The organism is Mesorhizobium sp. P3_A10 (assembly GCF_056403175.1).
In genome coordinates this window covers 137,031-161,564 of record NZ_JBFUFZ010000008.1, presented here as the reverse complement: position 1 = coordinate 161,564, position 24,534 = coordinate 137,031, and the positions used below count along the sequence as shown (strand labels likewise).

26 protein-coding genes are annotated in these 24,534 nt (G+C 63.6%); 8 read left to right on the top strand and 18 right to left on the bottom strand.

All coding sequences use genetic code 11. The annotated features are described in order from the left end of the window. The first annotated feature begins 42 nt into the window (after positions 1-42). Positions 43-918: a l-ornithine N(alpha)-acyltransferase gene (gene olsB / locus AC1DXU_RS26520; protein WP_477319146.1), complete on the top strand. Its 876-nt coding sequence runs from the start codon at positions 43-45 to the stop codon at positions 916-918. Between the two features lie 6 nt (positions 919-924). Next, a complete protein-coding gene (locus tag AC1DXU_RS26515; RefSeq protein WP_477319000.1) occupies positions 925-1,287 on the top strand; it encodes an MmcQ/YjbR family DNA-binding protein in 363 nt (120 codons plus the stop codon). Between the two features lie 3 nt (positions 1,288-1,290). On the opposite strand, the gene AC1DXU_RS26510 is transcribed toward AC1DXU_RS26515, so the two are convergent. After that, positions 1,291-1,923: a trimeric intracellular cation channel family protein gene (locus tag AC1DXU_RS26510; protein WP_477373748.1), complete on the bottom strand. Its 633-nt coding sequence runs from the start codon at positions 1,921-1,923 to the stop codon at positions 1,291-1,293. Between the two features lie 109 nt (positions 1,924-2,032). Then, the gene (grpE, locus tag AC1DXU_RS26505) at positions 2,033-2,668 is read right to left on the bottom strand and encodes a nucleotide exchange factor GrpE (protein ID WP_477373746.1); all 636 of its coding nucleotides are present in this window, start codon (positions 2,666-2,668) and stop codon (positions 2,033-2,035) included. Positions 2,669-2,905: 237 nt separating this feature from the next. On the opposite strand from grpE, the gene AC1DXU_RS26500 reads away from it, so the two are divergent. From AC1DXU_RS26500 to AC1DXU_RS26490, 3 genes are all read left to right on the top strand, one after another. Next, positions 2,906-3,109 carry a hypothetical protein gene (locus AC1DXU_RS26500; protein WP_477373744.1) on the top strand — a complete coding sequence of 68 codons (204 nt, stop codon included), beginning with the start codon at positions 2,906-2,908 and terminating at the stop codon, positions 3,107-3,109. A gap of 90 nt (positions 3,110-3,199) precedes the next feature. Then, a complete protein-coding gene (locus AC1DXU_RS26495; protein WP_477318992.1) occupies positions 3,200-4,222 on the top strand; it encodes a fatty acid desaturase in 1,023 nt (340 codons plus the stop codon). A 69-nt stretch (positions 4,223-4,291) separates the two neighbouring features. Further along, on the top strand, positions 4,292-5,242 hold the full coding sequence (locus tag AC1DXU_RS26490; RefSeq protein ID WP_477373742.1) for a phosphoribosylaminoimidazolesuccinocarboxamide synthase: 951 nt from the start codon (positions 4,292-4,294) through the stop codon (positions 5,240-5,242). A gap of 63 nt (positions 5,243-5,305) precedes the next feature. Here AC1DXU_RS26490 and AC1DXU_RS26485 read toward each other — a convergent pair whose 3' ends face one another. The 7 genes from AC1DXU_RS26485 to cysG all read right to left on the bottom strand — a co-directional run bounded on the left by AC1DXU_RS26485 (position 5,306) and on the right by cysG (position 12,730). Continuing rightward, the gene (locus tag AC1DXU_RS26485; protein WP_477373740.1) at positions 5,306-5,923 is read right to left on the bottom strand and encodes a DJ-1/PfpI family protein; all 618 of its coding nucleotides are present in this window, start codon (positions 5,921-5,923) and stop codon (positions 5,306-5,308) included. A 190-nt stretch (positions 5,924-6,113) separates the two neighbouring features. Beyond that, positions 6,114-7,718, bottom strand: a complete 1,605-nt coding sequence (locus tag AC1DXU_RS26480; RefSeq protein ID WP_477373738.1) for a GMC family oxidoreductase — start codon at positions 7,716-7,718, stop codon at positions 6,114-6,116. Between the two features lie 95 nt (positions 7,719-7,813). Continuing rightward, a complete protein-coding gene (locus tag AC1DXU_RS26475; protein ID WP_477373736.1) occupies positions 7,814-8,350 on the bottom strand; it encodes a DUF934 domain-containing protein in 537 nt (178 codons plus the stop codon). Positions 8,351-8,515: 165 nt separating this feature from the next. Beyond that, entirely contained in the window at positions 8,516-9,280 is a 765-nt protein-coding gene (locus AC1DXU_RS26470; protein WP_477373734.1) for a phosphoadenylyl-sulfate reductase, read from the bottom strand. Further along, the gene (locus AC1DXU_RS26465) at positions 9,255-10,925 is read right to left on the bottom strand and encodes a nitrite/sulfite reductase (RefSeq protein ID WP_477373732.1); all 1,671 of its coding nucleotides are present in this window, start codon (positions 10,923-10,925) and stop codon (positions 9,255-9,257) included. Before AC1DXU_RS26465 ends, AC1DXU_RS26470 begins: the two co-directional genes overlap by 26 nt. Positions 10,926-10,976: 51 nt before the next feature. After that, positions 10,977-11,282 carry a DUF2849 domain-containing protein gene (locus AC1DXU_RS26460; RefSeq protein WP_477373730.1) on the bottom strand — a complete coding sequence of 102 codons (306 nt, stop codon included), beginning with the start codon at positions 11,280-11,282 and terminating at the stop codon, positions 10,977-10,979. Then, a complete protein-coding gene (cysG, locus tag AC1DXU_RS26455; RefSeq protein WP_477373728.1) occupies positions 11,279-12,730 on the bottom strand; it encodes a siroheme synthase CysG in 1,452 nt (483 codons plus the stop codon). Before cysG ends, AC1DXU_RS26460 begins: the two co-directional genes overlap by 4 nt. A gap of 416 nt (positions 12,731-13,146) precedes the next feature. Between cysG and AC1DXU_RS26450 the strand changes: the two genes are divergently transcribed. After that, entirely contained in the window at positions 13,147-13,596 is a 450-nt protein-coding gene (locus AC1DXU_RS26450) for a host attachment family protein (RefSeq protein ID WP_477373726.1), read from the top strand. A 189-nt stretch (positions 13,597-13,785) separates the two neighbouring features. Next, entirely contained in the window at positions 13,786-15,561 is a 1,776-nt protein-coding gene (locus AC1DXU_RS26445) for a cation:proton antiporter domain-containing protein (protein ID WP_477373724.1), read from the top strand. A gap of 30 nt (positions 15,562-15,591) precedes the next feature. Here the strand turns inward: AC1DXU_RS26445 and AC1DXU_RS26440 are convergent, their stop codons facing one another. Further along, a complete protein-coding gene (locus AC1DXU_RS26440; protein WP_477373722.1) occupies positions 15,592-16,401 on the bottom strand; it encodes an AraC family transcriptional regulator in 810 nt (269 codons plus the stop codon). Between the two features lie 105 nt (positions 16,402-16,506). Between AC1DXU_RS26440 and AC1DXU_RS26435 the strand changes: the two genes are divergently transcribed. Further along, entirely contained in the window at positions 16,507-17,427 is a 921-nt protein-coding gene (locus AC1DXU_RS26435; protein WP_477373720.1) for a zinc-binding dehydrogenase, read from the top strand. A 26-nt stretch (positions 17,428-17,453) separates the two neighbouring features. Here AC1DXU_RS26435 and AC1DXU_RS26430 read toward each other — a convergent pair whose 3' ends face one another. The 8 genes from AC1DXU_RS26430 to AC1DXU_RS26395 all read right to left on the bottom strand — a co-directional run bounded on the left by AC1DXU_RS26430 (position 17,454) and on the right by AC1DXU_RS26395 (position 24,518). Next, on the bottom strand, positions 17,454-18,206 hold the full coding sequence (locus AC1DXU_RS26430) for an SDR family NAD(P)-dependent oxidoreductase (RefSeq protein WP_477305150.1): 753 nt from the start codon (positions 18,204-18,206) through the stop codon (positions 17,454-17,456). 56 nt (positions 18,207-18,262) lie between these two features. Then, entirely contained in the window at positions 18,263-20,542 is a 2,280-nt protein-coding gene (locus AC1DXU_RS26425) for a transglycosylase domain-containing protein (RefSeq protein ID WP_477373718.1), read from the bottom strand. A 99-nt stretch (positions 20,543-20,641) separates the two neighbouring features. Beyond that, positions 20,642-21,514, bottom strand: coding sequence for a hypothetical protein (locus AC1DXU_RS26420; protein ID WP_477373716.1), 873 nt, complete (start codon positions 21,512-21,514; stop codon positions 20,642-20,644). A gap of 66 nt (positions 21,515-21,580) precedes the next feature. Further along, positions 21,581-21,727, bottom strand: a complete 147-nt coding sequence (locus AC1DXU_RS26415) for a hypothetical protein (protein WP_473582237.1) — start codon at positions 21,725-21,727, stop codon at positions 21,581-21,583. Positions 21,728-21,752: 25 nt separating this feature from the next. After that, positions 21,753-22,007 carry a GlsB/YeaQ/YmgE family stress response membrane protein gene (locus AC1DXU_RS26410; RefSeq protein ID WP_477318962.1) on the bottom strand — a complete coding sequence of 85 codons (255 nt, stop codon included), beginning with the start codon at positions 22,005-22,007 and terminating at the stop codon, positions 21,753-21,755. A gap of 167 nt (positions 22,008-22,174) precedes the next feature. Then, positions 22,175-22,378 carry a hypothetical protein gene (locus AC1DXU_RS26405; protein WP_477318960.1) on the bottom strand — a complete coding sequence of 68 codons (204 nt, stop codon included), beginning with the start codon at positions 22,376-22,378 and terminating at the stop codon, positions 22,175-22,177. A gap of 55 nt (positions 22,379-22,433) precedes the next feature. Beyond that, positions 22,434-23,054, bottom strand: a complete 621-nt coding sequence (locus tag AC1DXU_RS26400) for a ribonuclease D (RefSeq protein WP_477373714.1) — start codon at positions 23,052-23,054, stop codon at positions 22,434-22,436. A gap of 78 nt (positions 23,055-23,132) precedes the next feature. Continuing rightward, entirely contained in the window at positions 23,133-24,518 is a 1,386-nt protein-coding gene (locus tag AC1DXU_RS26395) for a M20/M25/M40 family metallo-hydrolase (RefSeq protein WP_477373712.1), read from the bottom strand. Positions 24,519-24,534: the final 16 nt, after the last annotated feature.

Below are 24,534 nucleotides of genomic sequence, written 5' to 3'. Positions count from 1 at the left end.
CAAGAGGGATGGCTCGAAGGAGAATCACTCGTGCATACAGTTATGCCGGAATGTGACACTCGGCCGAACGCCAGCGGCGCACTGCTCGCGGGGCGTAGCGCCGATTCCGTCATAAAAGGCGCTTCACTCGGCCGGATCGGCAACCTCGAAGTGCGGCTCGCCCGCAACGAGGCCGAGATCGCTGCTGCCCAGGAAGTCCGCTACCGGGTATTTTATGACGAGCTTGGCGCCAGGAAGGACCTGTTCAAGGCGCAGGACCGCCGCGACGCCGACCGGTTCGATCCGCTCTGCGACCATCTGCTCGTCTTCGACACCACGCTCTCCGGCCCCGAGCATCGCCGCATCGTCGGCACCTACCGCCTGCTGCGGCAGGAAATCGCGGCAACCGCAGGCGGGTTCTATTCCGAGGGTGAATTCGAGCTGACCAAGCTCATCGCCCGCCATCCCGGCCAGCGTTTCCTCGAACTCGGCCGCTCCTGCGTTTTGCCGGAATATCGCTCGAAGCGCACCATCGAGGCGCTGTGGCAAGGCATATGGGCCTATATCAAGCACTATGAGATCGGCGTGATGACCGGTTGCGCTTCGTTCCACGGCACCGTGCCGGCGGCGCATGCCGAGGCGCTCACCTACCTTGCCCATCACTGCCGGACCAATTCGGCCTGGGACGTACGCGCGGTCACCGGGCGCTATTGCTCGATGGATCTGATGCCGATCGAGGCGGTCAACGCCAAGGCAGCCATCGCGGCGATGCCGCCGCTGGTCAAGGGCTATCTGCGCGTCGGCGCCCGCATCGGCGACGGCTGCGTCATCGACCGCGAATTCTCGACCGTCGACGTGTTCGTCGTCATGCCGGTCAAGGAGATCGGCGCGCGCTACGTCAACTACTATGGCGGGGAAGCCCAGCGCTTCGCCGCCTGACCCCCCTTGAGCAACGATCTTTCCGGCGCCTTCCAGAAACTGCAGCTTGCGACGCGCGGTCTGCCGAACGTTATCGAAACCACATCCTATGGCACGCCGGCGCTGAAGGTCGGCAAGAAGCTGCTGGCTAGGGTCAAGGATGCCGAAACCATCGTCCTGATGTGCCCACTGGACGAGAAGGAGATGCTGCTTGCGGCAGCCCCCGACCTCTATTTCGAGACGGATCACTACAAGGGCTGGCCGGCGATCCTCGTCAGGGTACATCTGATCGCGCCCGACGAATTGCGCCACCGGCTCGAACGCACCTTCATGACGCAGGCGCCCAAGACCCTGCTCAAAGCCTGGCAGGCTGCTCGCGCAGGACAATGATGTTCAAGGAATGTCTTCCGGCCGCCGGCCGGGCCGGCTCTTGTAGGACGGAAACGACCAGCCGAACTTGAGCGCGCCGCCGCGCACCAGGAAAGCCGCGGCAAAGCCGGCGAGGCCTGAGGCGAGTGGTGGCAGCCCGGCGAGATCGCCAAGCGTAAACAGCGCAGCACCGGCAAGCGCCGCACTGACATAGATCTCGGGTCTCAGCAGCACCGATGGCTCGCCGGCCAGGATATCCCTAAGAATGCCGCCGAAGGTGGCTGTGAGCATGCCGGTGATGACCGACACAACAGGCGAACCGGTGATGGCCAAGCCCTTGGCGGCGCCCATCACCGAGAACGCGGCGAGGCCGACGGCATCGAGCCAGAGCAGCAATTTGTAGCGGGATTCGACACGGTGGGCGCTAAAGAAGACCAGCACGGCAACCACTGCGCAGATCAGCACATAATCGCGGTTGGCGACCCAGAACACCGGCAAATTGAGGATGACGTCGCGAAACGTGCCGCCGCCGATGCCGGTGACGCTGGCCAGGAACAGAAAACCGATAATGTCGAGCTGCTTGCGCGAGGCGGCAAGCGCACCCGTCGCCGCGAAGACGGCGACACCGGCATAGTCGAGAAGCTCGATCGGGTTCATGAAAGGCCAGGGGAGTAAGGAAATAGGGTACTAGGGCAGTATGTTTAGCACGAAGCCGCAACGTTGGTACGGCTCCCTTCCCTACTGCCTTACTCCCCTAATGCCCTAATTACGCGTCTCTCTCGGCCTCGTCATTGACAGGCCCCGGCTCGACAGGCGTTTCGCTCGCCACATATTTGGGACCGCCCTTGGCGACGCCGACCATGGCCGGCCGCAGCACGCGCTCGCCGATCGAATAGCCCGGCTGTACGATCTGGACGACGGTGTTGGCCGGCACGTCCGGATTGGGCACCTCGAACATAGCCTGATGGAAATTCGGGTCGAATTTCTCGCCTTGCGGCTCGAGCTTCTTCACCCCGTGCCGCTCCAGCGCCGACAGCATGGCGCGCTCGGTGATCTCGACGCCGTCGATTAGCGCCTTGAACCCGGCATCGCCCGATGCCTTGGCCTCGGCGGGAATGGCGTCGAGCGCGCGGCGCAGATTGTCCGACACCGACAGCATGTCGCGGGCAAAGTTGGCCACCGCATAGGTGCGCGCGTCATGCACGTCGCGCGCGGTGCGGCGGCGCAGGTTTTCCATCTCGGCCGCGACGCGCAGCGCCCGGTCCTTCAACTCTTCGTTTTCCTTCAGAAGCCGCACCAGCGCTTCATAGTCGCCGTCGATGCTGCCTTCGGCGCGCTCGCCGATGGTCTCGGCCGTTTCAATGTCCTCGGGCGCGCGTTCGTCTTTCGTCTGGTCGCTCATCGCCGTTTCCCGTCAGTTCGAATGGTTTGGATTTGTGCCCGATATCGAGGTTTGGCGGTCAAAAATCAAGGGGCAAGCCGTACTGAGGGCCACAGGTCGCGCTTTGCCCGCGCATCGCAAAGACGTTCGATATTAATTCAAATTTTACTGTAATCACCGGCTTTGCTTGCCTGCATGGCGCGATAGGGGAACCATTCCGCTGCCGGAGGAGTTTCGAACCCGACGAAGGATTTTGAAATGACGACCCGCAACAATGGCGACAGGCGCGAAAGTCTTGCTGCCGATATCAGGCGCCAGTTCAGCACCGAGGCAACGACGCGCTTCCTGCGCACCTTGCCGGCGTTCCGCACCGAGGCCGACATTCCCGACCATTTCAGGGAACTGCTCGACCGTCTCGACGGTGTGGAAGGCAGCCTTGCCGGCGGCGACCGGCGGCAATAGGGCCAAGGCTCGCATCGCGCGACAATTACGCACAGTTATTTGGCGTGATCCGCGCCTTGCGGCAGCGGCGGGCTGTGTCTATGCTTCCTGATGAACATGATTTCCCCCGAGGCCGCTGCCAACAGCAGGCGCGCCTGGTTAAAGATTCTGGCGCGCTACAAGAAGCCTGACAGGCGACGCAGCACCGTCGAACTCGCCATCACCCTCATCCCTTTCGTCACGCTATGGGCGCTGTCTTCCGCCGCCTATTCCTATGGCCATTGGTGGGGTTTGATCCTCATCCTCCCGGCGGCAGGCTTTCTGGTGCGGATTTTCATGATCCAGCACGATTGCGGCCATGGCTCCTTCTTCGCCAATCGCTATGCCGACGACTGGATCGGCCGCGCCCTCGGCGTGCTGACGCTGACGCCCTATGATTGCTGGCGCCGCGCCCACGCCACCCATCACGCCAGCGCCGGCAATCTCGACGAGCGCGGCATGGGCGACATCAAGACACTGACCGTCGCCGAGTACCGGCAGATGTCGTGGCGGGGCCGTCTTGGCTATCGTCTCTATCGCCATCCGCTGGTGATGTTCGGTCTCGGGCCGATATGGCTTTTCATTTTTGAGCAGCGGCTGCCGGTCGGCATGATGCGGGGCGGGCTGACGCCCTGGGTGTCGTCCATGGCCACCAATCTCGCCATCGCGCTGGCTGCCGCCATCCTGATCTGGTTCGTCGGTCCCGGCGCCTTCCTGGTCGTCCATCTGCCCATCGTCATCCTCGCCGGTTCGGCCGGCGTCTGGCTGTTCTATGTCCAGCACCAGTTCGAGGAGACGGAGTGGGCGAAGGATTCCGAATGGGAATTCCAGCATGCGGCGCTGCATGGATCGTCCTATTACGACCTGCCGCCGGTGCTGAACTGGTTCACCGGCAATATCGGCGTCCACCACGTGCACCACCTGTCCGCCAAGGTGCCATGCTACCGGCTTCCGGAAGTGCTGCGCGACTATCCGGAACTGCGCGACATCGGCCGCGTCACGCTTCTCGACAGCCTGCGTTGCGTCAAGCTGGCGCTGTGGGACGAGAACCGCCGCAAGCTGGTGTCGTTCCGCGAAGCGCGGATGGCGATTTAGCACCAACAGAAATTTATGGATCGGGCGTAGCGCGAGCCGGATTTTGCAACCGACAAACGATATCCTTCAATGAGCGATCTCCGCGTTCTCACTGATGCCTTCATTCCCGAACTGCCGAACCGCTACAACGGCAAGGTGCGGGACAATTACGACCTGCCGGACGGGCGACGCATCATCATCGCCACCGACCGCATCAGTGCCTTCGACACCATCCTGACCTCGATCCCGTTCAAGGGAGAGATCCTGACGCAGATTGCCCGCTACTGGTTCGAAGAGACCGCCGATATCTGCCCGAACCATGTGCTTGAGTATCCCGATCCGAACGTCGTCGTGGGTACCCGGCTCGAAATCCTGCCGGTCGAAATCGTCGTGCGCGGCTATCTCGCGGGGACCACCAGCACGTCGATCCTGACCAAATACAACAAAGGCGAGCGGCACATGTATGGCACCGTCCTGCCGGACGGGTTGCGCGCCCATGAAAAGCTGCGCGAAGCCATCATCACCCCGACGAGCAAGGCTTTCGATGGCGGCCATGATGAGCCCCTGTCCGAGGCCGAAATAATCGAGCTGGGTCTTCTCACGCCGGCGCAATGGCAGACGGTTTCAAGCTACGCCTTGCAGCTGTTCGCGCGCGGCCAGACGCGCGCTGCCGAGCGTGGCCTGATCCTCGCCGACACGAAATACGAGTTTGGCACCGACAAGGACGGGACGATCGTGCTTGCCGACGAAATCCACACGCCCGACAGCAGCCGCTACTGGATCGCCAAGACCTACGAGCAGGCGCTCGAGAACGGCACGCGGCCGGACAGTTTCGACAAGGATTTCATCCGGTCCTGGGTCTCGGCCCGCTGCGATCCATACAAGGAGCCGATCCCGAGGATACCCGACGAGATTGTCAACCAGACCTCACGGGTTTACGCGCAGGCCTTTGAAGCGATCACCGGCAAGGAATTCGTGCCTGACCTCGCCGGCGACACCGTGCTGGATCGCATCCGCAGCAATCTCAAGCGTTACTTCTGACTGATCCGATTTCCAGGCCGCCGCCGCACCCATGCGGCCCGGCGGTATTGGCAAAATCCCGGATCAGGCCGCCTTGCGCTCTTCGCGCAGGATCTCGCCATGGCGGATTTCGGTGCCCAGCACCTTCAGGCATTCGCGCATGAAGGCGGCCAGCCCAGGCCAGCCCTTGGCCGACACCAGATTGCCGTCGACATGGGCGCCGGTCGGCGCGACATCGATGTAGATGCCGCCGGCCAATGTGACCTCCGGCTCGCAATATTGCAGCGCTGCGACTTCGCGGCCGCGCACCACGCCATCGACCGCGATCAGGATCTGCACGCCGTGGCAGATGGTGAAGATCGGCTTGCCGGTCTCGTGGAAATGCCGCACCAGCGCCTGCACCCGCTTGTCGATGCGGATATATTCCGGCCCGCGCCCGCCCGCCGCATAGACGGCATCGTATTCGTCCGGCCTCACCTCGGAAAACGTCTTGTTGAGGATGTAATCGTGGCCGAGCTTTTCCGTATAGGTCTGGTGCCCCTCGAAATCGTGCAGCGACGTCTTGAGGATGTCGCCCGCCTTCTTGTCAGGGCAGACGACATGGACGGTGTGGCCAACGGCATGCATGGCCTGTTCGAAGACGAAAATCTCGTATTCCTCGCTGAAATCGCCAACGAGCATCAATATTTTCTTGCCTGCCATTCCGATTCCTCCCCTTGGTGCTATTTATTTCGGGTCGCGAAATAATGGCCCTATCCTACGAGCAAGACGGCAAAAGGAAAAGCGTGAATCGCACAATTGGTCTGACCAGATCTTGTGTAGGCCAGGGCGCGCCGGAATTACTTGCTGCCGACGAAACGGCATGATTGGTTTGACCAGAAACAGATGACGATCAGGCGGCCTTGATCATGTCTGCCGCCTTTTCGGCAATCATGATCGTCGGCGCATTGGTGTTGCCGCCGATCAGCGTCGGCATCACCGAGGCGTCGACGACACGCAGCCCCTGCAGCCCGCGCACCCTGAGCTGCGGATCGACCACCGCCATCGCGTCGACGCCCATCTTGCACGTGCCGACCGGGTGATAGATCGTGTCGGCGCGTGCCCTTATATGCGTCATCAATTCGGCATCGCTGGAGGCACCGGCGGTGTAGATTTCCTTGTGGCGATATTTCGCCAGCGCTGGCGCCTCCAGGATGCCGCGCATCATCTTGACCCCCTTGAGCAAAAGGGCGGCATCCCGCTCGTCGGAGAGAAAGCGCGGGTCGATGCGCGGCGGCGCCAACGGATCTGGCGTCGACAGGCCGACCGTGCCGCGCGAATGCGGCCTGAGAACGCAGACATGACAGGAAAAGCCATAGCCCATATGCAGTTTGCGGCCGTGATCGTCGACGATGGCGATGCAGAAATGCAGCTGCAGGTCGGGCCGCTCGATCGCCGGATCGGATTTGAGGAAGGCGCCACCTTCCGCATAGGGCGTGGCGATCATGCCGCTGCCGTCCTTGCGCCAGCGCAACATATGCCGCAGCAGCCCAGGCGTGCCGCGCAGGCCGATGCCCATCAGGTCGGTCTCCCTCGACTTCCAGGCCAGGATGAAATCGAGATGGTCCTGCAGGTTCTGTCCGACACCCGGCAGTTCGTGGACGAGCGGAATGCCGTGCACGGCAAGCTCGGCCGCCGGACCGATGCCGGACAACAGCAAAAGCTGCGGCGATCCGAAGGCGCCGCCGCACAGGATGACCTCGCGCCTGGCTTCCGCCACGGTTTCGCTTTTGCCCATGCGGTAGCGCACACCGGTGGCGCGCTTGCCGTCAAGCACGACGCCGGTGGCATGCGCGCCGGTGATGACGGTGAGGTTCGGCCGGCTCATCGCCGGATGCAGGTAGGCGGCAGCGGCCGAGCAACGCTCGCCGTTGCGGGCCTCGCCCCAGAACTGCGTGACCTGATAGAGCCCTGCCCCCTCCTGCTCCGGCCCATTGAAATCATCGTTGCGGCGGATCTGGTTTTCGCCGCAGGCCTCTACAAAGGCCCTGGCGATCGGGCGCGGCTCCTGCTGCTCGGCAACCCGCAACGGCCCGTCGCCGCCATGCAGCGCGTCGGCGCCGCGCTGATTGCCTTCGGCGCGCCGGAAATAGGGCAGCACCTCGTCCCACGACCAGCCGTCGCAGCCGAGACCGGCCCATTCGTCGTAGTCGCCGCGATGGCCGCGCGTGTACAGCATGGCATTGATGGCGCTGGAGCCGCCCAGCGCCTTACCGCGCGGCTGGTAGCCCTTGCGTCCGCCAAAGCCCTGCTGCGGTACCGTCTGGAAGGCCCAGTTGTTGATCTTCGGCCGGCCCGGCAACAGCGCGATGATGCCTGCCGGAGCGCGGATGAGCAGATCCTTGCCGGCACCACCAGCTTCGATCAGGCAGACCTTTTTCGATGGATCCTCAGAGAGCCTTGCGGCCAGCGTGCAGCCGGCCGAGCCGCCACCGGCGATGACGTAGTCGTAACGCATGAAGACCCTCCCGGCTTCCGGCGGATATTTCCGTCCGGACAGTGAGAGAAGGCCTGATAGGAGCTGTTGTAAAGACGTAGCGAACTACCGCTGCGTCAGCTCGCGCGTTCGCGCCGCCAGGAGTATTTTGGCCCCTTGGGCTCCGGCTCGGCGGTCGGCTGATAATACAGCGGCAGCCCGCCGGTGCGGCCTTCTTCGAGCCGCTTCAAAAGCACCGGATGCGAAACCTCGAATTCGTCGAAGCCCAGCCGCAGCATGTGCGGCAGCTGATCGACGAGAACCTGGCCAGACGCGCGGACCGCGCCCTCGAAATGGTAGCGGCTGCGCAGCAACTCGCCCTTGGAGAAGGAGCGGCCATCGCTGAACGCCGGGAAGGCCAGCGCCACCAGCGACAGCTGGTCGAGCAGGTCGGCGATCTTTTCGAGCTGGTCGCCGGGCTGAAGCAGAACCCCGATGCGCTCCTTGGCCGAGCGCCTGACCTCCGGATCAAGGCCGAGAAACGCCTGCAGCGGCAGGATGAAGCGACCGTTGCCCGACAGCGCCTCGGCGCTTTCGGCATGCGCCCACTCGTCCTCGCGGAAACCGGTCGGGGTCCAGAGGCGGGTGACGATCTCCGGTGTCTGTTCAGTCATCAAGAAATTCCTAAGCTCAAAATAGTCTCAAGGGTGTGTTGAGATTCAGGTCAAGCCGAGCCGAAAATGGTGGCTTCCGAGAACCGGAGCGGAGCGTACTGAAGTACGTGAGCACCGGAAGCGCAGGAAGCCGCCGTTTGCAGGCCGGCTGAACACCAACATACCCTAAAGAGAGGCGTCGGTCAGCGACTTCTCCAGCCCCGACAAATGGATGCCGCACTCGGTCTTGGCATGACCCGCCCAGCGGCCGCTGCGCGCATCGTCGCCCGGCTGCACCGGTTGCGTGCACGGGAAGCAGCCGATCGACAGATAGCCATAGGCGACAAGCGGATTTTCGCGCAGCGCATGGGCACGCATATAGTCGGCCTGGTCGGACGTCGTCCAGCGCGCCAGCGGGTTGATACGAATGCGCGAACCGACCGCCTCGAAGATCGGCAGCGATGCCCGCGTCGCCGCCTGGAAGCGCTTGCGACCGGTGAACCAGGCGCGGAACGGCTCGACGCCGCGCGCCAGCGGCTCGACCTTGCGCACATCGCAGCAGGCGTCGGTGTCGGTCTGGTTCAGATTGCCGGTCGGGTCGATACGCGAAAGCGCCGCCTCGTCGGGGGTGATCACGCGGATGTCGGTCAGCCCGAAATCGGCGACAAGCGCATCGCGATAGCCGAGCGTCTCCTCGAAATGCTTGCCGGTGTCGAGGAAGATCACCGGCAGCGTGCGGTCGATCTCGGCGATCATGTGCAGCAGCACGGCTGAATCGGCGCCGAACGATGAAACGGCGGCGATCTCGCCATGAAAAAGCTCTCTGGCCGAGCGCTCGATGATCTCGAGCGGGGTCAGATGGCCGTACAGCGCGTCCAGCCCCGCTGCTTGCGCAGCGATGCCGGCCTCGACGTCGACGATACGGTCAAGCGGCCTTGGTTTCGCCAGCATAGAGCGCCTCCTTGAACGGCGCGGGACCGACACGGCGGTAGGCGTCGATGAATTTTTCTGTGCGGTCGAGCCGAAGGCCGAGATAGGTTTCGACGATCTGCTCGATGGCGTCAGTGATTTCTTCCGAACTGAAGCCGCGGCCGATGATCTCGCCGACCGACGTGTTCTCGTCGGCCGAGCCGCCAAGTGTCACCTGATAGAGCTCGGCGCCTTTTTTCTCGACGCCCAGAATGCCGATATGGCCGACATGGTGATGGCCGCAGGCATTGATGCAGCCGGAAATCTTCAGCTTCAGTTCGCCGATGTCGCGCTGCCGCTCCAGCGAGGCGAAGCGCAGCGAGATTTCCTGCGCGATCGGGATCGAGCGCGCCGTCGCCAGCGCACAATAGTCGAGGCCCGGGCACGAGATGATGTCGGTGATCAGATTGGAATTGGCGGTCGCCAGCCCGATATCGACCAGCGCGTCGTAGACCGCCTTGAGGTCGGCGCGCGCCACATGCGGCAGGATCAGGTTCTGCTCATGGCTGACACGCAATTCGTCGAAGGAATATTTTTCGGCGATGTCGGCGACCGCTTCCATCTGGCTGTCGGAGGCGTCGCCCGGCGCTTCGCCGATGCCCTTGAGCGAGATGGTCACCGCGGCATAGTCGGGATGGCGATGCGTCAACACGTTCTGGTCGAGCCATTCCGAAAAGCTTTTGGAATCGAGACGGGCCAGCCTGACGGAAGCGTCACCCTCCGGCCGGTCACCGAGCGCTGGTGGCGCGAAATAGGCATCGATGGCGCGAATATCGGCCTCCGGCAGCTTCAACTCGGCGTCCTTCAGTTCCAGCCATTCGGCCTCGACCTGACGGGTGATTTCTTCGACACCGGTCTCGTGGACGAGGATCTTGATGCGCGCCTTGTACTTGTTGTCGCGGCGGCCATAGAGGTTGTAAACGCGCAGGATCGCTGTGCAGTAGGACAAAAGGTCCGCCTCCGGCAGAAAATCGCGGATCTTCTTGGCGACCATCGGCGTGCGACCCTGGCCACCGCCGACATAGACGGCAAAGCCGAGTTCACCGGCTGCATTCTTCTTCAGATGCAGGCCGATATCATGCGTCTGGATAGCGGCGCGGTCGCGCTCCGCACCGGTCACCGCGATCTTGAACTTTCTTGGCAGGAACGAGAATTCCGGATGCACCGATGACCACTGGCGCAGGATTTCCGCATAGGGGCGCGGATCGGCGACTTCATCGGCGGCAGCACCGGCGAAATGGTCGGCGGTGACGTTGCGGATGCAGTTGCCGCTGGTCTGGATGGCGTGCATCTCGACGCTGGCGAGATCGGCCAGGATCGCCGGAATGTCCGACAGCGCCGGCCAGTTGAACTGGATGTTCTGGCGCGTGGTGAAGTGGCCGTAACCCTTGTCGTATTTGCGGGCAATGTGGCCGAGCATGCGTAGCTGCTTGCCGCTCAGCGTGCCGTAGGGCACCGCGATCCGCAGCATGTAGGCATGCAGCTGCAGGTAGACGCCGTTCATCAGCCTGAGCGGCCGGAACTGGTCCTCGGTGATCTCACCGGCAAGCCGGCGCGTCACCTGGTCACTGAACTCGGCGACGCGGGCCTGGACAAAATCGTGGTCGAACTCATCGTAACGGTACATGCTTCGTCTTTCCGGGCGCGTCCGCCCGCTTACCTAAATCAATGTCGTCGTTTATGCCGCCCGGACAGCTTCCGAACGGGCCTGCTTGCCCAGATCGTTGCGGTTGGTCGGGCCGGCGGCGCGGATCTTTTCACGCAGCCGCACCGCCTCGACGATGCCGTCGGCGACGGTCACGTCGATCAGATTGACGTCGACCACTTCGTTGTTGGCGTATGCCTTAGCGCCAATCGCCTCCAGCCGGTCCTCGGCCGCCTTGTCATGGGCGAGATCGGCACTGTCGATCGTCTCCGCCCAGCCGCCATTGGCGTACCAGACGGCGATGCCATCGGTGAGGCGGTTTGCGGTCAGAACCTTCATTGTTCAACTCCTTCGCGCGGCGTGACATCCGCGCGTTCATGCCTGTGTGTCGCCAGCGGTTCGGAACGTTCAAAGTTGGCACCCGCGACCGCATCGCCGATGATGGTCATCACCGGTCCGGTCAGGTCGGCGCGCGCCTCCAGCGATGGCAGGTCGGCGAGCGTGCCGTGAAAGCGGCGGCGATTTTGCAGGCTGGCATTCTCGACCACGGCAACCGCCGTATCCGGCGACAGACCGGCTTCGATCAGCCGTCCGGCAACCTCGGCAGCGACCGAGCGACCCATATAGACGGCGACAGTAGCACCCGAGATGGCGAGCTTGGCCCAGTCGGGCAGCGAATTGCCCTTGAGGTCGTGGCCGGTGGTGAACACCATCGACGACGACACGCCGCGCAAGGTCAGCGGCAGTTCGAAATCGGCGGCGGCGGCAAAAGCCGCGGTGACGCCCGGAACCACATCATAGGCGATGCCGGCATCGCGCAGTGCCGCCATTTCCTCGCCGGCGCGGCCGAACACCAGCGGATCGCCCGACTTCAGCCGCACGACGCGCTTGCCGTCGCGGCCAAGTTCGACCAGCAGCGCATTGATCTCGGCCTGGCTCTTGGAATGGCACCCCTTGCGCTTGCCGACAGGCAGGCGCTCGGCGTCGCGGCGGCCCATGGCGACGATCGCCTCCGGCACCAGCGCGTCATAGACGATGACGTCGGCTTCCATCAGCAGACGATGGGCGCGCAGCGTCAACAGATCCTCGGCCCCGGGGCCGGCGCCAACCAGAGCGATGTGGCCCGATACAGGCGCGTTCGAAAGCAACAGGCCGACAGCCGCATCATGCGCCTGCGAAAGCTCACCGGCCTCCACCGCGCGCGCCGGCGCACCAGCGAAAAAATCGCTCCAGAAACGGCGACGGGCATTGCCTCTCGGCAGCAGCTTTTCGGCGGCACCGCGGAACGAGGCCGCAAGCGTTGCCAGCGGTCCGAGCGACGGCGACAGCATCTGGTCGATGCGGCTGCGCAGCATCTGCGCCAGCACCGGGCCCGCACCCTCGGTGCCGATGGCAATCGCAACCGGTGCGCGGTTGACCAGCGCCGGGGTGAAGAAATCGCAAAGTTCCGGCCGATCGACGGCATTGACCGGTATACCCAGCCGGCGCGCGTCTTCGGCGACGCGGCGGTCGAGCGCCTCATCGCCGCTGGCGGCAAACACCATGACCGCGCCTTCGAGATGCTCGGCATCATAGGCGGCGGCAATGTGGATCGCGTCGCTGTGCGCAATGAAGGTCAGCAGCTCCGGCTCGGCGTTTTCCGCGATGATACGCAGCACCGCGCTCGACTGGCCGAGCAGCCGCGCCTTGGCCAGTGCCTCTTCGCCGCCGCCGACAATGGCCACGGCTTCGCCTTCGACCCGCACGAAGACGGGGAAGGCATTGAGCTTGGGCGTTGCCTGCGGCATGACGAGCAGATTCCTGAACAGTTTGGCAGTTTTACGCGCGGGCGTGAAAAACCAGAAGGAACGCACTCGCGCATCGCTTCGCGGGAAGCAATCGCTTTTCTGCAAGCGTCACAGCCAAGAGAAAAATATTCCACATCCGCTAGAGGGGCGGATTCAAGCTGCTGTTGCAGGCCTTGTTCTGCGGCGCTTTTAGCGGCAGACGGACGGCACCACAAAACAGATTTTTCTAAATTCTACCAATTTGGTAGATTAAAGCCCCCGGCTCTGCCGCTGCCCGCGAAAGCAGTCAAATCGCTTTGGGAAGGGCTGCTGCCGCCTCAGCCGAGCCAATGGAACATTCCCGCTTCGCCACGCGTTGGGCCTTACCGCAACAAATAATCTTTGGCGGCATTTGAACCTTCGACAAGGAGCGCGCGATGAGCAAAATCAACCTGAAACCTGGCCTCTGGGTCATGGTGGCCGATGGCGAAAAAGCGCTGTTCCTGAGGAACGAGGGCGATGGCCTCTATCCGAACCTGCGGCTTGTGCAGGAGATGAAGCAAGACAATCCGGCGACACGAGAGGAAGGCAGTGACAGCCTCATCAGCCACAATGATGGCCCTTCGGCGCAGCGCAGCGCCGGCGAGGACACCGACTGGCAGCGGCTGGGCAAGGAACGCTTCGCCGACGAGATTGCCGACCGGCTCTACAAGCTCGCCCACCACGGCATCTTCGACGAGATCGTCTTGATCGCGCCGCCCTTGATGCTCGGCACCGTGCGCAAGAAGCTGCACAAGGAAGTCAGCGACAAGGTGCAGGCCGAAATTTCCAAGACATTGACCAACCATGCCGTGATCGACATCGAGACCATGCTGCAAGCGGCTTGAATATCCGGCACTCACCGTTCGGCGCGTGCAGCGATTGTGCTGCGCGCGCCTTTCGTTTTTGGCGCCGTTTGCCACCAAATTCGGCCCTGCGGGTTGCGTCGCCGACACCCTCTCCCCCATATTGCAAAGGCAGCGGCTTCGGGCGGTGCACATCCGACATCACAATCTCTGAAAGGCGCTGCATAGACAATGCCGCATGACACGCCCCTCATCGCCACCATCGTCGCCGGTCTGGGGCTGGCTTTCATCTTCGGCGCGCTTGCCAACCGTTTCCGCATCCCGCCGCTGGTCGGCTATCTCGTCGCCGGCGTGCTGGTCGGGCCGAACACGCCCGGCTTCGTCGCCGATGCCGGCCTCGCCAACGAACTGGCCGAGATCGGCGTCATCCTTTTGATGTTCGGCGTCGGCCTGCACTTCTCGCTGAAGGATCTGCTGTCCGTCCGCGCCATCGCCGTGCCGGGCGCCATCGTCCAGATCGGTTTTGCCACGGCGTTGGGTGCTGGCCTTGCCTGGATGCTCGGCTGGTCGCTGGGCGCCGGACTGGTCTTCGGCCTGGCACTGTCCGTCGCCTCGACCGTGGTGCTGTTGCGCGCCTTGCAGGAACGGCGGTTGATCGAGACTGAGCGCGGCCGCATTGCCGTCGGCTGGCTGATCGTCGAGGATCTGGCCATGGTGCTGGCGCTGGTGCTGTTGCCGGCGCTTGCCGGCGTGCTCGGCGGCCAGCCGCAGATCGACGATCATGCGAGCCTTTTGTCGCTGCCCGCGAGCTACGGCATCTGGGGCGTCGTCGGCATCACGCTGGCCAAGGTCGCCGCTTTCGTTGCCGTCATGCTGGTGGTTGGCCGCCGGGTCATTCCGTGGATCCTGCACTATGTCGCCCATACCGGCTCGCGCGAGCTGTTCCGGCTGGCGGTGCTGGCCATTGCGCTCGGCGTCGCCTTCGGTGCGGCCAAACTGTTCGGCGTCTCGCTGGCGCTTGGCGCCTTCTTTGCCGGCATGATCATGAGCGAATCCGAACTCAGCCACCGCGCCGCCGAGGAATCGCTGCCGCTGCGCGACGCCTTCTCGGTGCTGTTCTTCGTCTCGGTCGGCATGCTGTTCGATCCGTTCAGCCTGATGAGCAATGGCTGGCCAATCCTGGCGACGCTGGCCATCATCGTCATCGGCAAGTCGCTGGCAGCCTTCGTCATCGTCATTGCTTTCCGCTATCCGCTCGCCACGGCGCTGATGATTTCGGCAAGCCTTGCCCAGATCGGCGAATTCTCCTTCATCCTGGCCGAGCTTGGCGTCGGGCTGAAGCTGCTGCCCGAGCAGGGACGCGACCTGATCCTCGCCGGCGCCATCCTGTCTATCCTGCTCAATCCGCTGATGTTCCTCGCCCTCGACTGGATGAAGCCATGGCTGGACGCGCGTGGCGCCAAGACTGGACCCTCCGCCGAGGCAAAGCCGATCGGACCGGCGACGGAGCCGGGCCAGGTGGCATCGGTCGCGGCAGCCGTCAACGGGGAAGCGCCGCCCAGGACAAAACTCACCGGCCACACCATCCTGATCGGCTATGGCCGTGTCGGCAGCCTTGTCGGTGCCGCACTCAAACAGGCGGCCCTGCCCTTCCTCGTCGTCGAGGACGCCGACAAGACGCTGGCCAGGCTCAGGGCAGACGGCATCGAAACCGTGTCCGGCAATGCGGCCAATGCCGAAGTGTTCGCCGCCGCCAATTCGGAGGGGGCGAACCGGCTGATCCTGGCCATCCCCAACGCCTTCGAGGCCGGGCAGATCGTGCTCAGGGCACGCGCCGCAAATCCCAGCATCAATGTCATCGCCCGCGCCCATTCCGATGCCGAGGTCGAGCACTTCAAGGGGCTCGGCGCCGACACGGTGATCATGGGCGAACGCGAGATCGCCCGCGGCATTGTCGAGGAAATCCTTGGCCACAAGCCGGAGGCGGCTGAACCGTCCGCGGCCTGACCACGCCCAAGTCTGTCGCAAGCGGGTCGATCAAGCGACAAATGCAGAGCCGCCATTTTGCGCGATATCGCTGAGATATTTTGCCGGCGGCTTGCCAAGCGCCTTCTTGAACATGGTGATGAAGGCCGTGACGGAGCCATAGCCGAGATCGCCCGAAACTTGCTGCACGCTCGCACCTGAGGCCAGCTCCCGTATGGCGACGATCAGATGCAGTTGCTGACGCCAGCGCCCGAAGCTCAAGCCTGTTTCCTTCACGACGAGACGGGCAAGGCTGCTTTCGCTGAGCGCAACGCGACTCGCCCACTCCGCCAGGGTGCTGCGGTCGGCAGGGTCTTGCGCCAACGCGTCGGCGATACGCCGCAAGCGCGGCTCGGCGGAGATCGGCAGATGCAGCTGCTGGACCGGCATGCGCGGCAGTTCTGAGAGCAGGATACGGGTCAACAGCTCGTCCCTCGCCTCATCATCCTCCAGGCCATCGGACAGCTCGACGATCAGTTCGCGCAGTAGCGGCGAGATCGAAACCGTGCAGCATTGGTCCGGCAGATCGGCAGCTCCCGGCTCGATGTAGACGAAGAAAATCCGGGCATTGGCGGTCGCGATGTTGCTGTGCTCCATGCCGCCGGGAATCCACACACCGCAATGCGGCGGCACCATCCACAGACCGCTCGGGACACGGCACGTGACGCCGCCGCCAAGCGCGAAGACGAGTTGGCCTTTGCGGTGCCAATGGGAGGGTACCTCCGCCCGGGTCTCGGGAACGTCGACGCGCACGGCAATCGCCGGCGCGGAAAAATCATCCACATCGAAATCGAGCCAGGGGTAACGGAGAGGTTGTCTCATGGTTGACGACTTTTTGCGACTATTCGCCAGGATAGCTAAATTCTTTGATCGGGGAAGTCGATAGGGTTCGGTGCGTCCACAAACCGGCAGGAAGGTACGACCCCGATGCTCGCCCTGATCATAGCTTCCGATAGCGCCACCGGGCTGAGGCTCGCTGAACTCGACGAGCCTCAGCCAGCCGCGAACGAAGCGCTAGTTTCGGTCCACGCAACCTCGTTGAATCGCGGCGAACTGCGCCTGCTCGCCATACGTCCAGACGGCTGGATACCAGGCCAGGACATCGTTGGAATTGTCGAACGGGCAGCGCCTGATGGCTCCGGGCCGGCCGTCGGCGCCCGAATTGTGGCTTTGGTCGATGAGGCCGGCTGGGCCGAACGTGTCGCCGTCTCGACCGACCGTCTCGCCGTCCTTCCGGATGAGGTCAGTGTCGTTTCCGCCGCCACGCTTCCGGTCGCAGGCACGACGGCGCTGAGGACTTTGCGCCATGGCGGTGACCTCGCGGGACAGCGCGTCCTGATCACCGGCGCAAGCGGTGCCGTCGGCCGTTTCCAGATCCAGATCGCCCGCGAGCAAGGTGCCTCGGTGACTGCGGTTGCCGCCGTCCGGCATGCCGAAGATCTCCGCGGTCTTGGGGCCGGGCAGGTCGTCGAGTCGATCGAACTTGCCCGTGGGCCGTTCTCGCTGATCACCGAGTCGGTCGGCGGCCAAAGCCTCGCACACGCGATCGAACGCGTCGCACCCGGCGGCACCATCGTCATGTTCGGCTCGAGCAGCGGCGAACTGACGCCGATTGGCTTCCGCCAGTTCGTTCCCGGTCACGAGGGCGCGAGGCTCCAGACCTTCGCCTACTACACGTCCGGTCCAGCCATAGGCGCCGACATCGCCTCGCTACTCGCTTTGGTCGCGGCTGGCCGGCTGGAAACCCGCGTGGCCCTGACCGTGCCGTGGACGGACATCGCCCAAGCCCTGGACGCCCTGCGACAGCGCAGCTTCAGCGGCAAGGCTGTTCTCACCATGGCCGGCTGAGCTGCCTCCAGCCTGAAGTCAGCCGCTCACACGTGCTGACCGCCATTGATGTGGATTTCCGAGCCCGTCACATAGGACGCCTGCTGCGAGCACAGGAAGAAGATGATGTCGGCGACTTCGGCCGTCGTGCCCAGCCGCCGCAGCGGTATGGTCTCGACGATCTTGTCGGTGCCCGGCGACAGGATCGCGGTGTCGATTTCGCCGGGCGCTATGGCGTTGACGCGGATGCCGTGCGGACCGAAATCATGCGCCATTTCGCGCGTCAGCGAGCCGAGTGCTGCCTTCGACGTCGCATAGGCCGTACCGGCGAAAGGATGCACGCGGGTACCGGCGATCGAGGTGACGTTGACGATCGAGCCCTTGGCCGCCGCCAGTTCCTTGAAGAGGCCTCGCGCGAGCATGATCGGCGCGAAGAAATTGACCTGGAACACGTCGCGCCAGACATGCATCGGCGTGTCGATCGAGTTCATGCGGCTGTTGCCGTCCTTGAGCTTCGGCGAGATGCCGGCATTGTTGACCAGCGCATGCAGCTGGCCGCCATGCGCTTCCAGCCGATGGCGGATCTCCGAGACGGCGATGCCGACATCCTCCTGATCGGCGAGATCGACCTTGATATGGTCCTCCGGACCGGCCGGCCACGGACAATCCTCGGCAAAGGCCTGGCGCGAGCAGGTGATGACCCGCCAGCCCTCGCGCGAAAAGCGCTTGACCGTGGCATGGCCGATACCGCGGCTGGCGCCGGTCAGCACGATGGTTTTTCTGGTGTCGGTCTCTGCCATGTCGCTGTCTCCAGCCGGACATGTAGCGGAAGGCGATTGCGGTGGCGAGGGGTCGCTTAGCCGCCGCCGAGAATGTCTAGGATAGACGTCTGCCGTTTCTTGGTCGGGCCGCCGACATTGCCGGGCGGCACCGGGTGCTTGATCGAAGCGGTGGTGCCCTCATCGCCCGGCATCGCCAGCCCATCGGCATCGACCGTTTCGGCCGGCCGCGGCGCGCGCGTCGGCGCAGGCGCCTGGGCGACCGGCACTTGCGCCCGTGGCGCCGGCGCGGATTGGCCGACGGACGCCGGCGGCACCGGTGCCGGCTGGGCTGGACCGGATGACGGCATTTCGTCCTGTACGATCGTATCGGCCGGCGTCGACTTCCAGGTTCCGGGCAATGGCCGCACCGGCACGCCCTCATGGGCGGCGACCATGAACTCATGCCAGGCCTGCGCCGGCAGCGCGCCGCCGGTGACCTTCTTCATCGGACTGCCGTCATCATTGCCGAACCACACGCCGGTGGTGAGATTGGCGGTGTAGCCGACGAACCAGGCGTCGCGCGAATTCTGGCTGGTGCCGGTCTTGCCGGCGGCCGGCCAGGCAAAAGCCGCCTTCTTCGCGGTGCCGGTTTCGACCGTGCCGGTCATCATCGAGTTCATCATGCCGACGATCTCGGTCTTGACGACGCGCGGCGCGCTGCCGCCATTGTCGTCAAACAGCACCTTACCCTCGGTGGTCGTCACCCGACGGATGAAATGGATGTCCGGCTTGTAGCCGCCATTGGCGAAAGGCACATAGGCCGAGGTCAATTCCAGCGGCGTCACCTCGGAGGTGCCGAGCGCGATCGAGGTGTTGGCGATCAGGTCGGACTGGATGCCCATGCGGTGCGCCGCCTCGACCACCGCGTCGGGCCCGACTTCCATGGTCAGCTGTGCGGCGACCGAGTTCAGCGATTTCGCCAGTGCGGTCGCCAGCGTCACCTTGCCGAAATACTTGCCGCCGTAATTGTCCGGCGTCCATTTGCCGATCTTGATCGGCGCGTCATTGCGCACGCTATCGGGCGTGCGGCCGGCTTCCAGCGCCGCCATGTAGACGAAAGGCTTGAACGCCGAGCCTGGCTGGCGGCGGGCTTCAGAGGCGCGGTCGAACTGGCTGGTCGAATAGTCGTAGCCGCCGACCATGGCGCGCACGGCGCCGGAATTGTCGATCGACACCAGCGCGCCCTGGCTGACATTGAGTTTTTTGCCGCTCTCGTCGATCAGCCGGCGGATCGACTGTTCGGCGAGCTTCTGCAGGTTCAGGTCGACCGTGGTGTTGACGACGATGTCGCCGCGCACGGCGCCGATCAGGTCGGGCAGTTCTTCCATGATGGTGTCGGCGACGTAGTTTTCCGAACCGGTCCAGTAGGAGGGCGAGCGCGTCGCCGGCGCGCTCATCGCAAACGCCAGTTCCTTGGCGCTGATCTTGCCCTCCTCGCGCATGGCGGCCAGCACCAGCTGTGAGCGCTCCTCCGCCGCCTTCGGGTCGCGCGCCGGCGACAGCCGCGACGGCGCCTTTAACAGGCCGGCCAGAAGGGCTGCTTCCGACAGCGTGACATCGCGCGCGCTCTTGCCGAAATAGCGGCGCGAAGCTGCCTCGACGCCATAGGCGCCGGAGCCGAAATAGACCCGGTTGAGGTACATTTCGAGGATCTGGTCCTTGGTATGCTTGTGCTCCAGCCATAGCGACAGCAGCACCTCCTGCACCTTGCGTTCCAGCGTGCGGTCCGGCGTCAGGAACAGGTTCTTGGCCAGCTGCTGGGTCAGCGTCGAGCCGCCCTGCGAGAAATGACCGCCGAGCACATTGGTCACCATGGCGCGGGAAAGACCGATCGGGTCGATGCCGAAATGCGAATAGAAGCGGCGGTCCTCGATGGCGATGACGGCTTCGGGGATGTAGGGCGACATTTCGTGCAGGCCGACGGCCTCGCCGCCGCTCATGCCGCGATTGGCCAGCAATTGGCCGTCGACGGAAACGATCTTGATGTTGGGGGCGCGGTCAGGGATCGACCAGGTGGTGGCCGCCGGCATTTTGGCGCCGTAATAGACGACGATGCCGGCCACCGCGATGCCGCCCCAGATGGCCATCACGAAGCACCAGTAGAACAGCCGGGCAAGCACCCCGAACAGGCCGCGCCGGTTTCTGCCGCGACCCCGGCGCGACGATTTCGCCTTGGTGGATTTACGTCCTGCGGAGGATTTGCGGTTGCTCGGCACGACGCGATCCTCCTCGCTCACCGAAAAACCGGCCGGGGATTTCGCCCGTGGCGTTCCCTCGAAGCTGGGTTCGATGCGGCTGTCTTTGCGGTTCGCCATGCGCTGCGCTGTCTGTCCCGATGACTATGGCGTTCGGGTTGAAGAGTAGATGCGGCAGTTTAAAGGCGCGTTAAGTTGGCTCAGCCTGGCCGAATGGGATCAGATCGGCGCGAACGTCACATCCGGCGCATCGGCGCCAGCCGCTTGCCGCAGCAGGGCGACGAGCGGTTCGCGCCTGTCGACCTGCGGCTGCTTCCATTGCGAAGCGTTGCCGACATGCAGCCAGCCGTCGATCTCCTTGAAGAAGCCGTCATAGAGGCTGCGGCCGGCTCCGAAGCGGTGCCACTTCTTTTCGGCAAACCGGATCTGGCTCGGATCGGCCGGGCGGTAGAGCACCGGCCAGTTGCCGCCGCCGGCATCCATGTGGAATTTGCCGCTTGGTGCGAAATCCAGCCGCCGCCGCAGCACGCCTGCGTCATAGAAACAAAAGCCCGGCCACAGGAACCAGCCGCCCGGCGTCGGCGTATCGCGGCGCGGATAGCCGTAGAGGATTTTCCCCTGCATCAGCTCGCGAACGGAAAACGCCCTGGTGGGAAAGATATCGTGGTCGATGAAGCCGAACCGCAGCGGCCGGTATTTTCTCACGAAATTGCGCGTGATCCAGTTCAGCGCGAGGCCATGCGAGGCGCTGACATACAGTTTGTTTCTGGGCAGGCCGACATAGGGGACACGCTGTCGCTGGCATAGATCGGCGATTGCCAGCCTGGCCTCGTCATTGCTGCTGTTGTCGAAGACGATGTAGCCGTCGCGCTCAGCCAGGTGCCGGCGCACCAGATAGATCTGCCATTCGATCACGTCCGGCCGGTTGAACGCCACCGTGGCGACCATGGTATCCGAAAACGCCGCCTGCCGGTCATGCAATGCGCTGACAGCCGGCGGCTTTCTCAGGAATCGAAACACCCGCAGCCGGTCGCGAATAGCGTTCGTGAACTTGGGCTGAGGATTGAATCTCAGCCATTCCTCGACGGACATTTTGATCTCGTCGTCGTCCGGCCCTGTCTCGTCGTCGAGGATCAGATCACGCTCCGCAGCATGCGCTTAGTTCTGCTGGATCGAAATGCCCTTGTCGTCGATCTTGAGTTCCACGCCTTTCGGCCTAGTTTGTTCGCGATAGACGTAGATGCCGAGTGCAATGACCACGACAATGAGCGCGCCAATGATGAGATAGAGCGTATTCTGTTTCATGGCGCGCTCTTATCGATATCGAGCCTCACGCTCGCTTCAAGACCTTGACCAGCAGCAACAGAATGACGGCGCCGATCGTGGCGTTGATGATGGAGCCGAGAATGCCGCCGCCGATGGCGAAGCCGAGCCTCGGGAAAAGCCAGCCGGCGATGAACGCGCCGACGATACCAACGATGATGTTGCCGATCAGGCCGAAACCGAAGCCCGAGACGATGAGGCCGGCGAGCCAGCCGGCGATGGCACCGATGATGATGAAGACGAGAAGACTTTCGATACCCATAGCGAGTTCCTCCGCAAGGATGAGGCGACGGAGCGAAGGCTCCGAATCGGCCTCGATTTCAACGGCTTCAGGCTAGAGCAATTCCAGGAAAAGTGTGAAACGGTTTTCCGTCCGGAATTGCGTCAAAATAGAAAGACAGAAAGCAGCTGGTCCCGCCAGCGGCGGCGTCACTCGTCGTCATCGTCGCTAGAAGCAGGCCGCCAGCTGGTCGGCTCGACCTTCTTCTGTGTGTTGCTGTCGACATAGACCCACCAGCCATCGTCGCGATACTGCGCGGGAGATTCGTTGATCACGCCGTCGCTGTCTTTCCATTGGACAGTGATCTTGGAGCCGTCCATTGGCGCGGTGGAGATCGGCTTGCGGTCTGTCATGTCATCCCTCTTTGAGCCGACAGAACGCAGCGGTTGGCGCCTTGGTTCCTGGCTATCAGCTGTGGGCGAAAATATCTTCCTCGCCCCAGCCCATCAGGTCGAGCTTGGCACGCGTCGGCAGGAAGCGGAAGCAGGCGTCGGCTTCCTTGGTCCGGTTCTCGCGCGCCAGCCGCCCGGCCAACACGTCGCGCAGCCGGTGCAGATAGAGCACGTCGGACGCGGCATATTCGAGCTGTTCGGGCGACAGTGTCTCGGCCGCCCAATCCGACGATTGCTGCACCTTTGACAGGCTGACGCCCAGAAGTTCGTTGCAGATGTCCTTCAGCCCGTGCCGGTCGGTGTAGGTGCGCGTCAGCCGCGAGGCGATCTTGGTGCAGAACACCGGTTCGGCCATGACGCCAAAGGCGTTGTAGAGCACCGCGATGTCGAAACGGCCGAAATGGAACAGCTTGGTGATGCCGCGATTTCTGAGCAGGCTGACGAGGTTCGGCGCCTTCTTCTGGCCGGGTGCGATCTGGATGACGTCGGCCGTGCCGTCGCCCGGCGAGATCTGCACCACGCAAAGCCGGTCGCGATGCGGGTTCAGCCCCAGCGTCTCGGTGTCGATGGCCACCGCCCCGACATTGTAGTGCGAGAGGTCGGGCAGGTCATTTTTGTGGAAACGGATGTCGGCCATTGTCTTCTCCGGTCGCGGCGTGCTCCGTCCTCGCCGCGATGTGATGAAAAATCAACAGAAACTTGTCTTTTGGCTCTGTCAGCGCGTCAGCGCATCGAGAATGCGCGCCCAGGAGCGCTGCCCCTTGTGGAAGGAGGTCAGCTCGTATTTCTCGTTGGGCGAATGGATACGGTCGTCGTCGAGGCCGAAGCCGACCAGCAGAGATTCGATGCCGAGATAGGTCTGGAAATCGCCGACCACCGGGATCGAGCCGCCACCACCGGTGGTGACCGCCTGTTTCGCCCATTCGTCGGAGAGCGCGTCCTTGGCCTTGGCCAGGAACGGCGAGTCGTAGGAAAGCTGGATCGCCGGCGAGCCGCCATGCGGGTGGAATTCGACCGAGCAGTCCCCGGGAATGCGCTCCCTGACGAAGGCTTCGAAAGCAGCGCGGATCTTCTCGGGATTCTGCTTGTGGACGAGGCGGAACGACACCTTCGCCGAGGCTTCCGCGGCGATCACCGTCTTGAAGCCCTTGCCGGTGTAGCCGCCGATGATGCCGTTGAACTCGGCGGTCGGCCGTGCCCAGGTCAGTTCGAGCACCGAGCGGCCCTTTTCGCCGGATGGGATCGAAAGGCCAACAGGCCCAAGGAAGGTTTCGGCCGTCTCGCCGAGCGTCTCCCAGGATTTCAGAATCTGCGACGGCGTCTCCTCGACGCCGTCATAGAAGCCGGGAATGGTGATGTGGCCATCCTTGTCATGGATGTCGGCCAGGATTTTCGCCAGGATGCGGATCGGATTGGCGGCGGCGCCACCATAGAGCCCGGAATGCAGGTCGCGGTCGGCGGCCTTGACGGTGATCTCCTCGCCGACCATGCCGCGCAGCGAGACGCAGATCGACGGCGTCTCGCGGTCCCACATGCCGGTGTCGCAGACCAGCGCGAAATCAGTCTTGAGCTCGGCCTTGTTGGCATCGAGGAACGGCTTCAGTGACGGCGAGCCGGACTCCTCTTCGCCCTCGAACAGGATGGTGACGCGGCACGGCAGATTGCCATGCACCTGCTTCCAGGCGCGGCAGGCCTCGACAAAGGTCATCAGCTGCCCCTTGTCGTCAGCCGAACCACGGCCGGTGATCACCTTGTGGCCGGGCGCGACCTCTTTCACCTCGGGTGCGAACGGGTCGTTTTCCCAAAGCTCAATCGGGTCGACCGGCTGCACGTCGTAATGGCCATAGAACAACACATGCGGTGAGCCGGCAGGCCCGTCATGATGCGCAACCACCATCGGATGCCCGGGTGTGTCGCGCACGCTGGCGTCGAACCCGATCAGCTTGAGCTCCGCCACCAGCCATTCCGCAGCCTTGCGGCAGTCGGCGGCATAGGCCGGATCGGTAGAGATCGACTTGATCCTGAGCAGGCCGAACAGCCGCTCCAGGCTCTGGTCGAAATTGCTGTCGAGACGGTCGAGGACGGGGGAAACTGCGGACATCGGGTCAAGCCTTTCG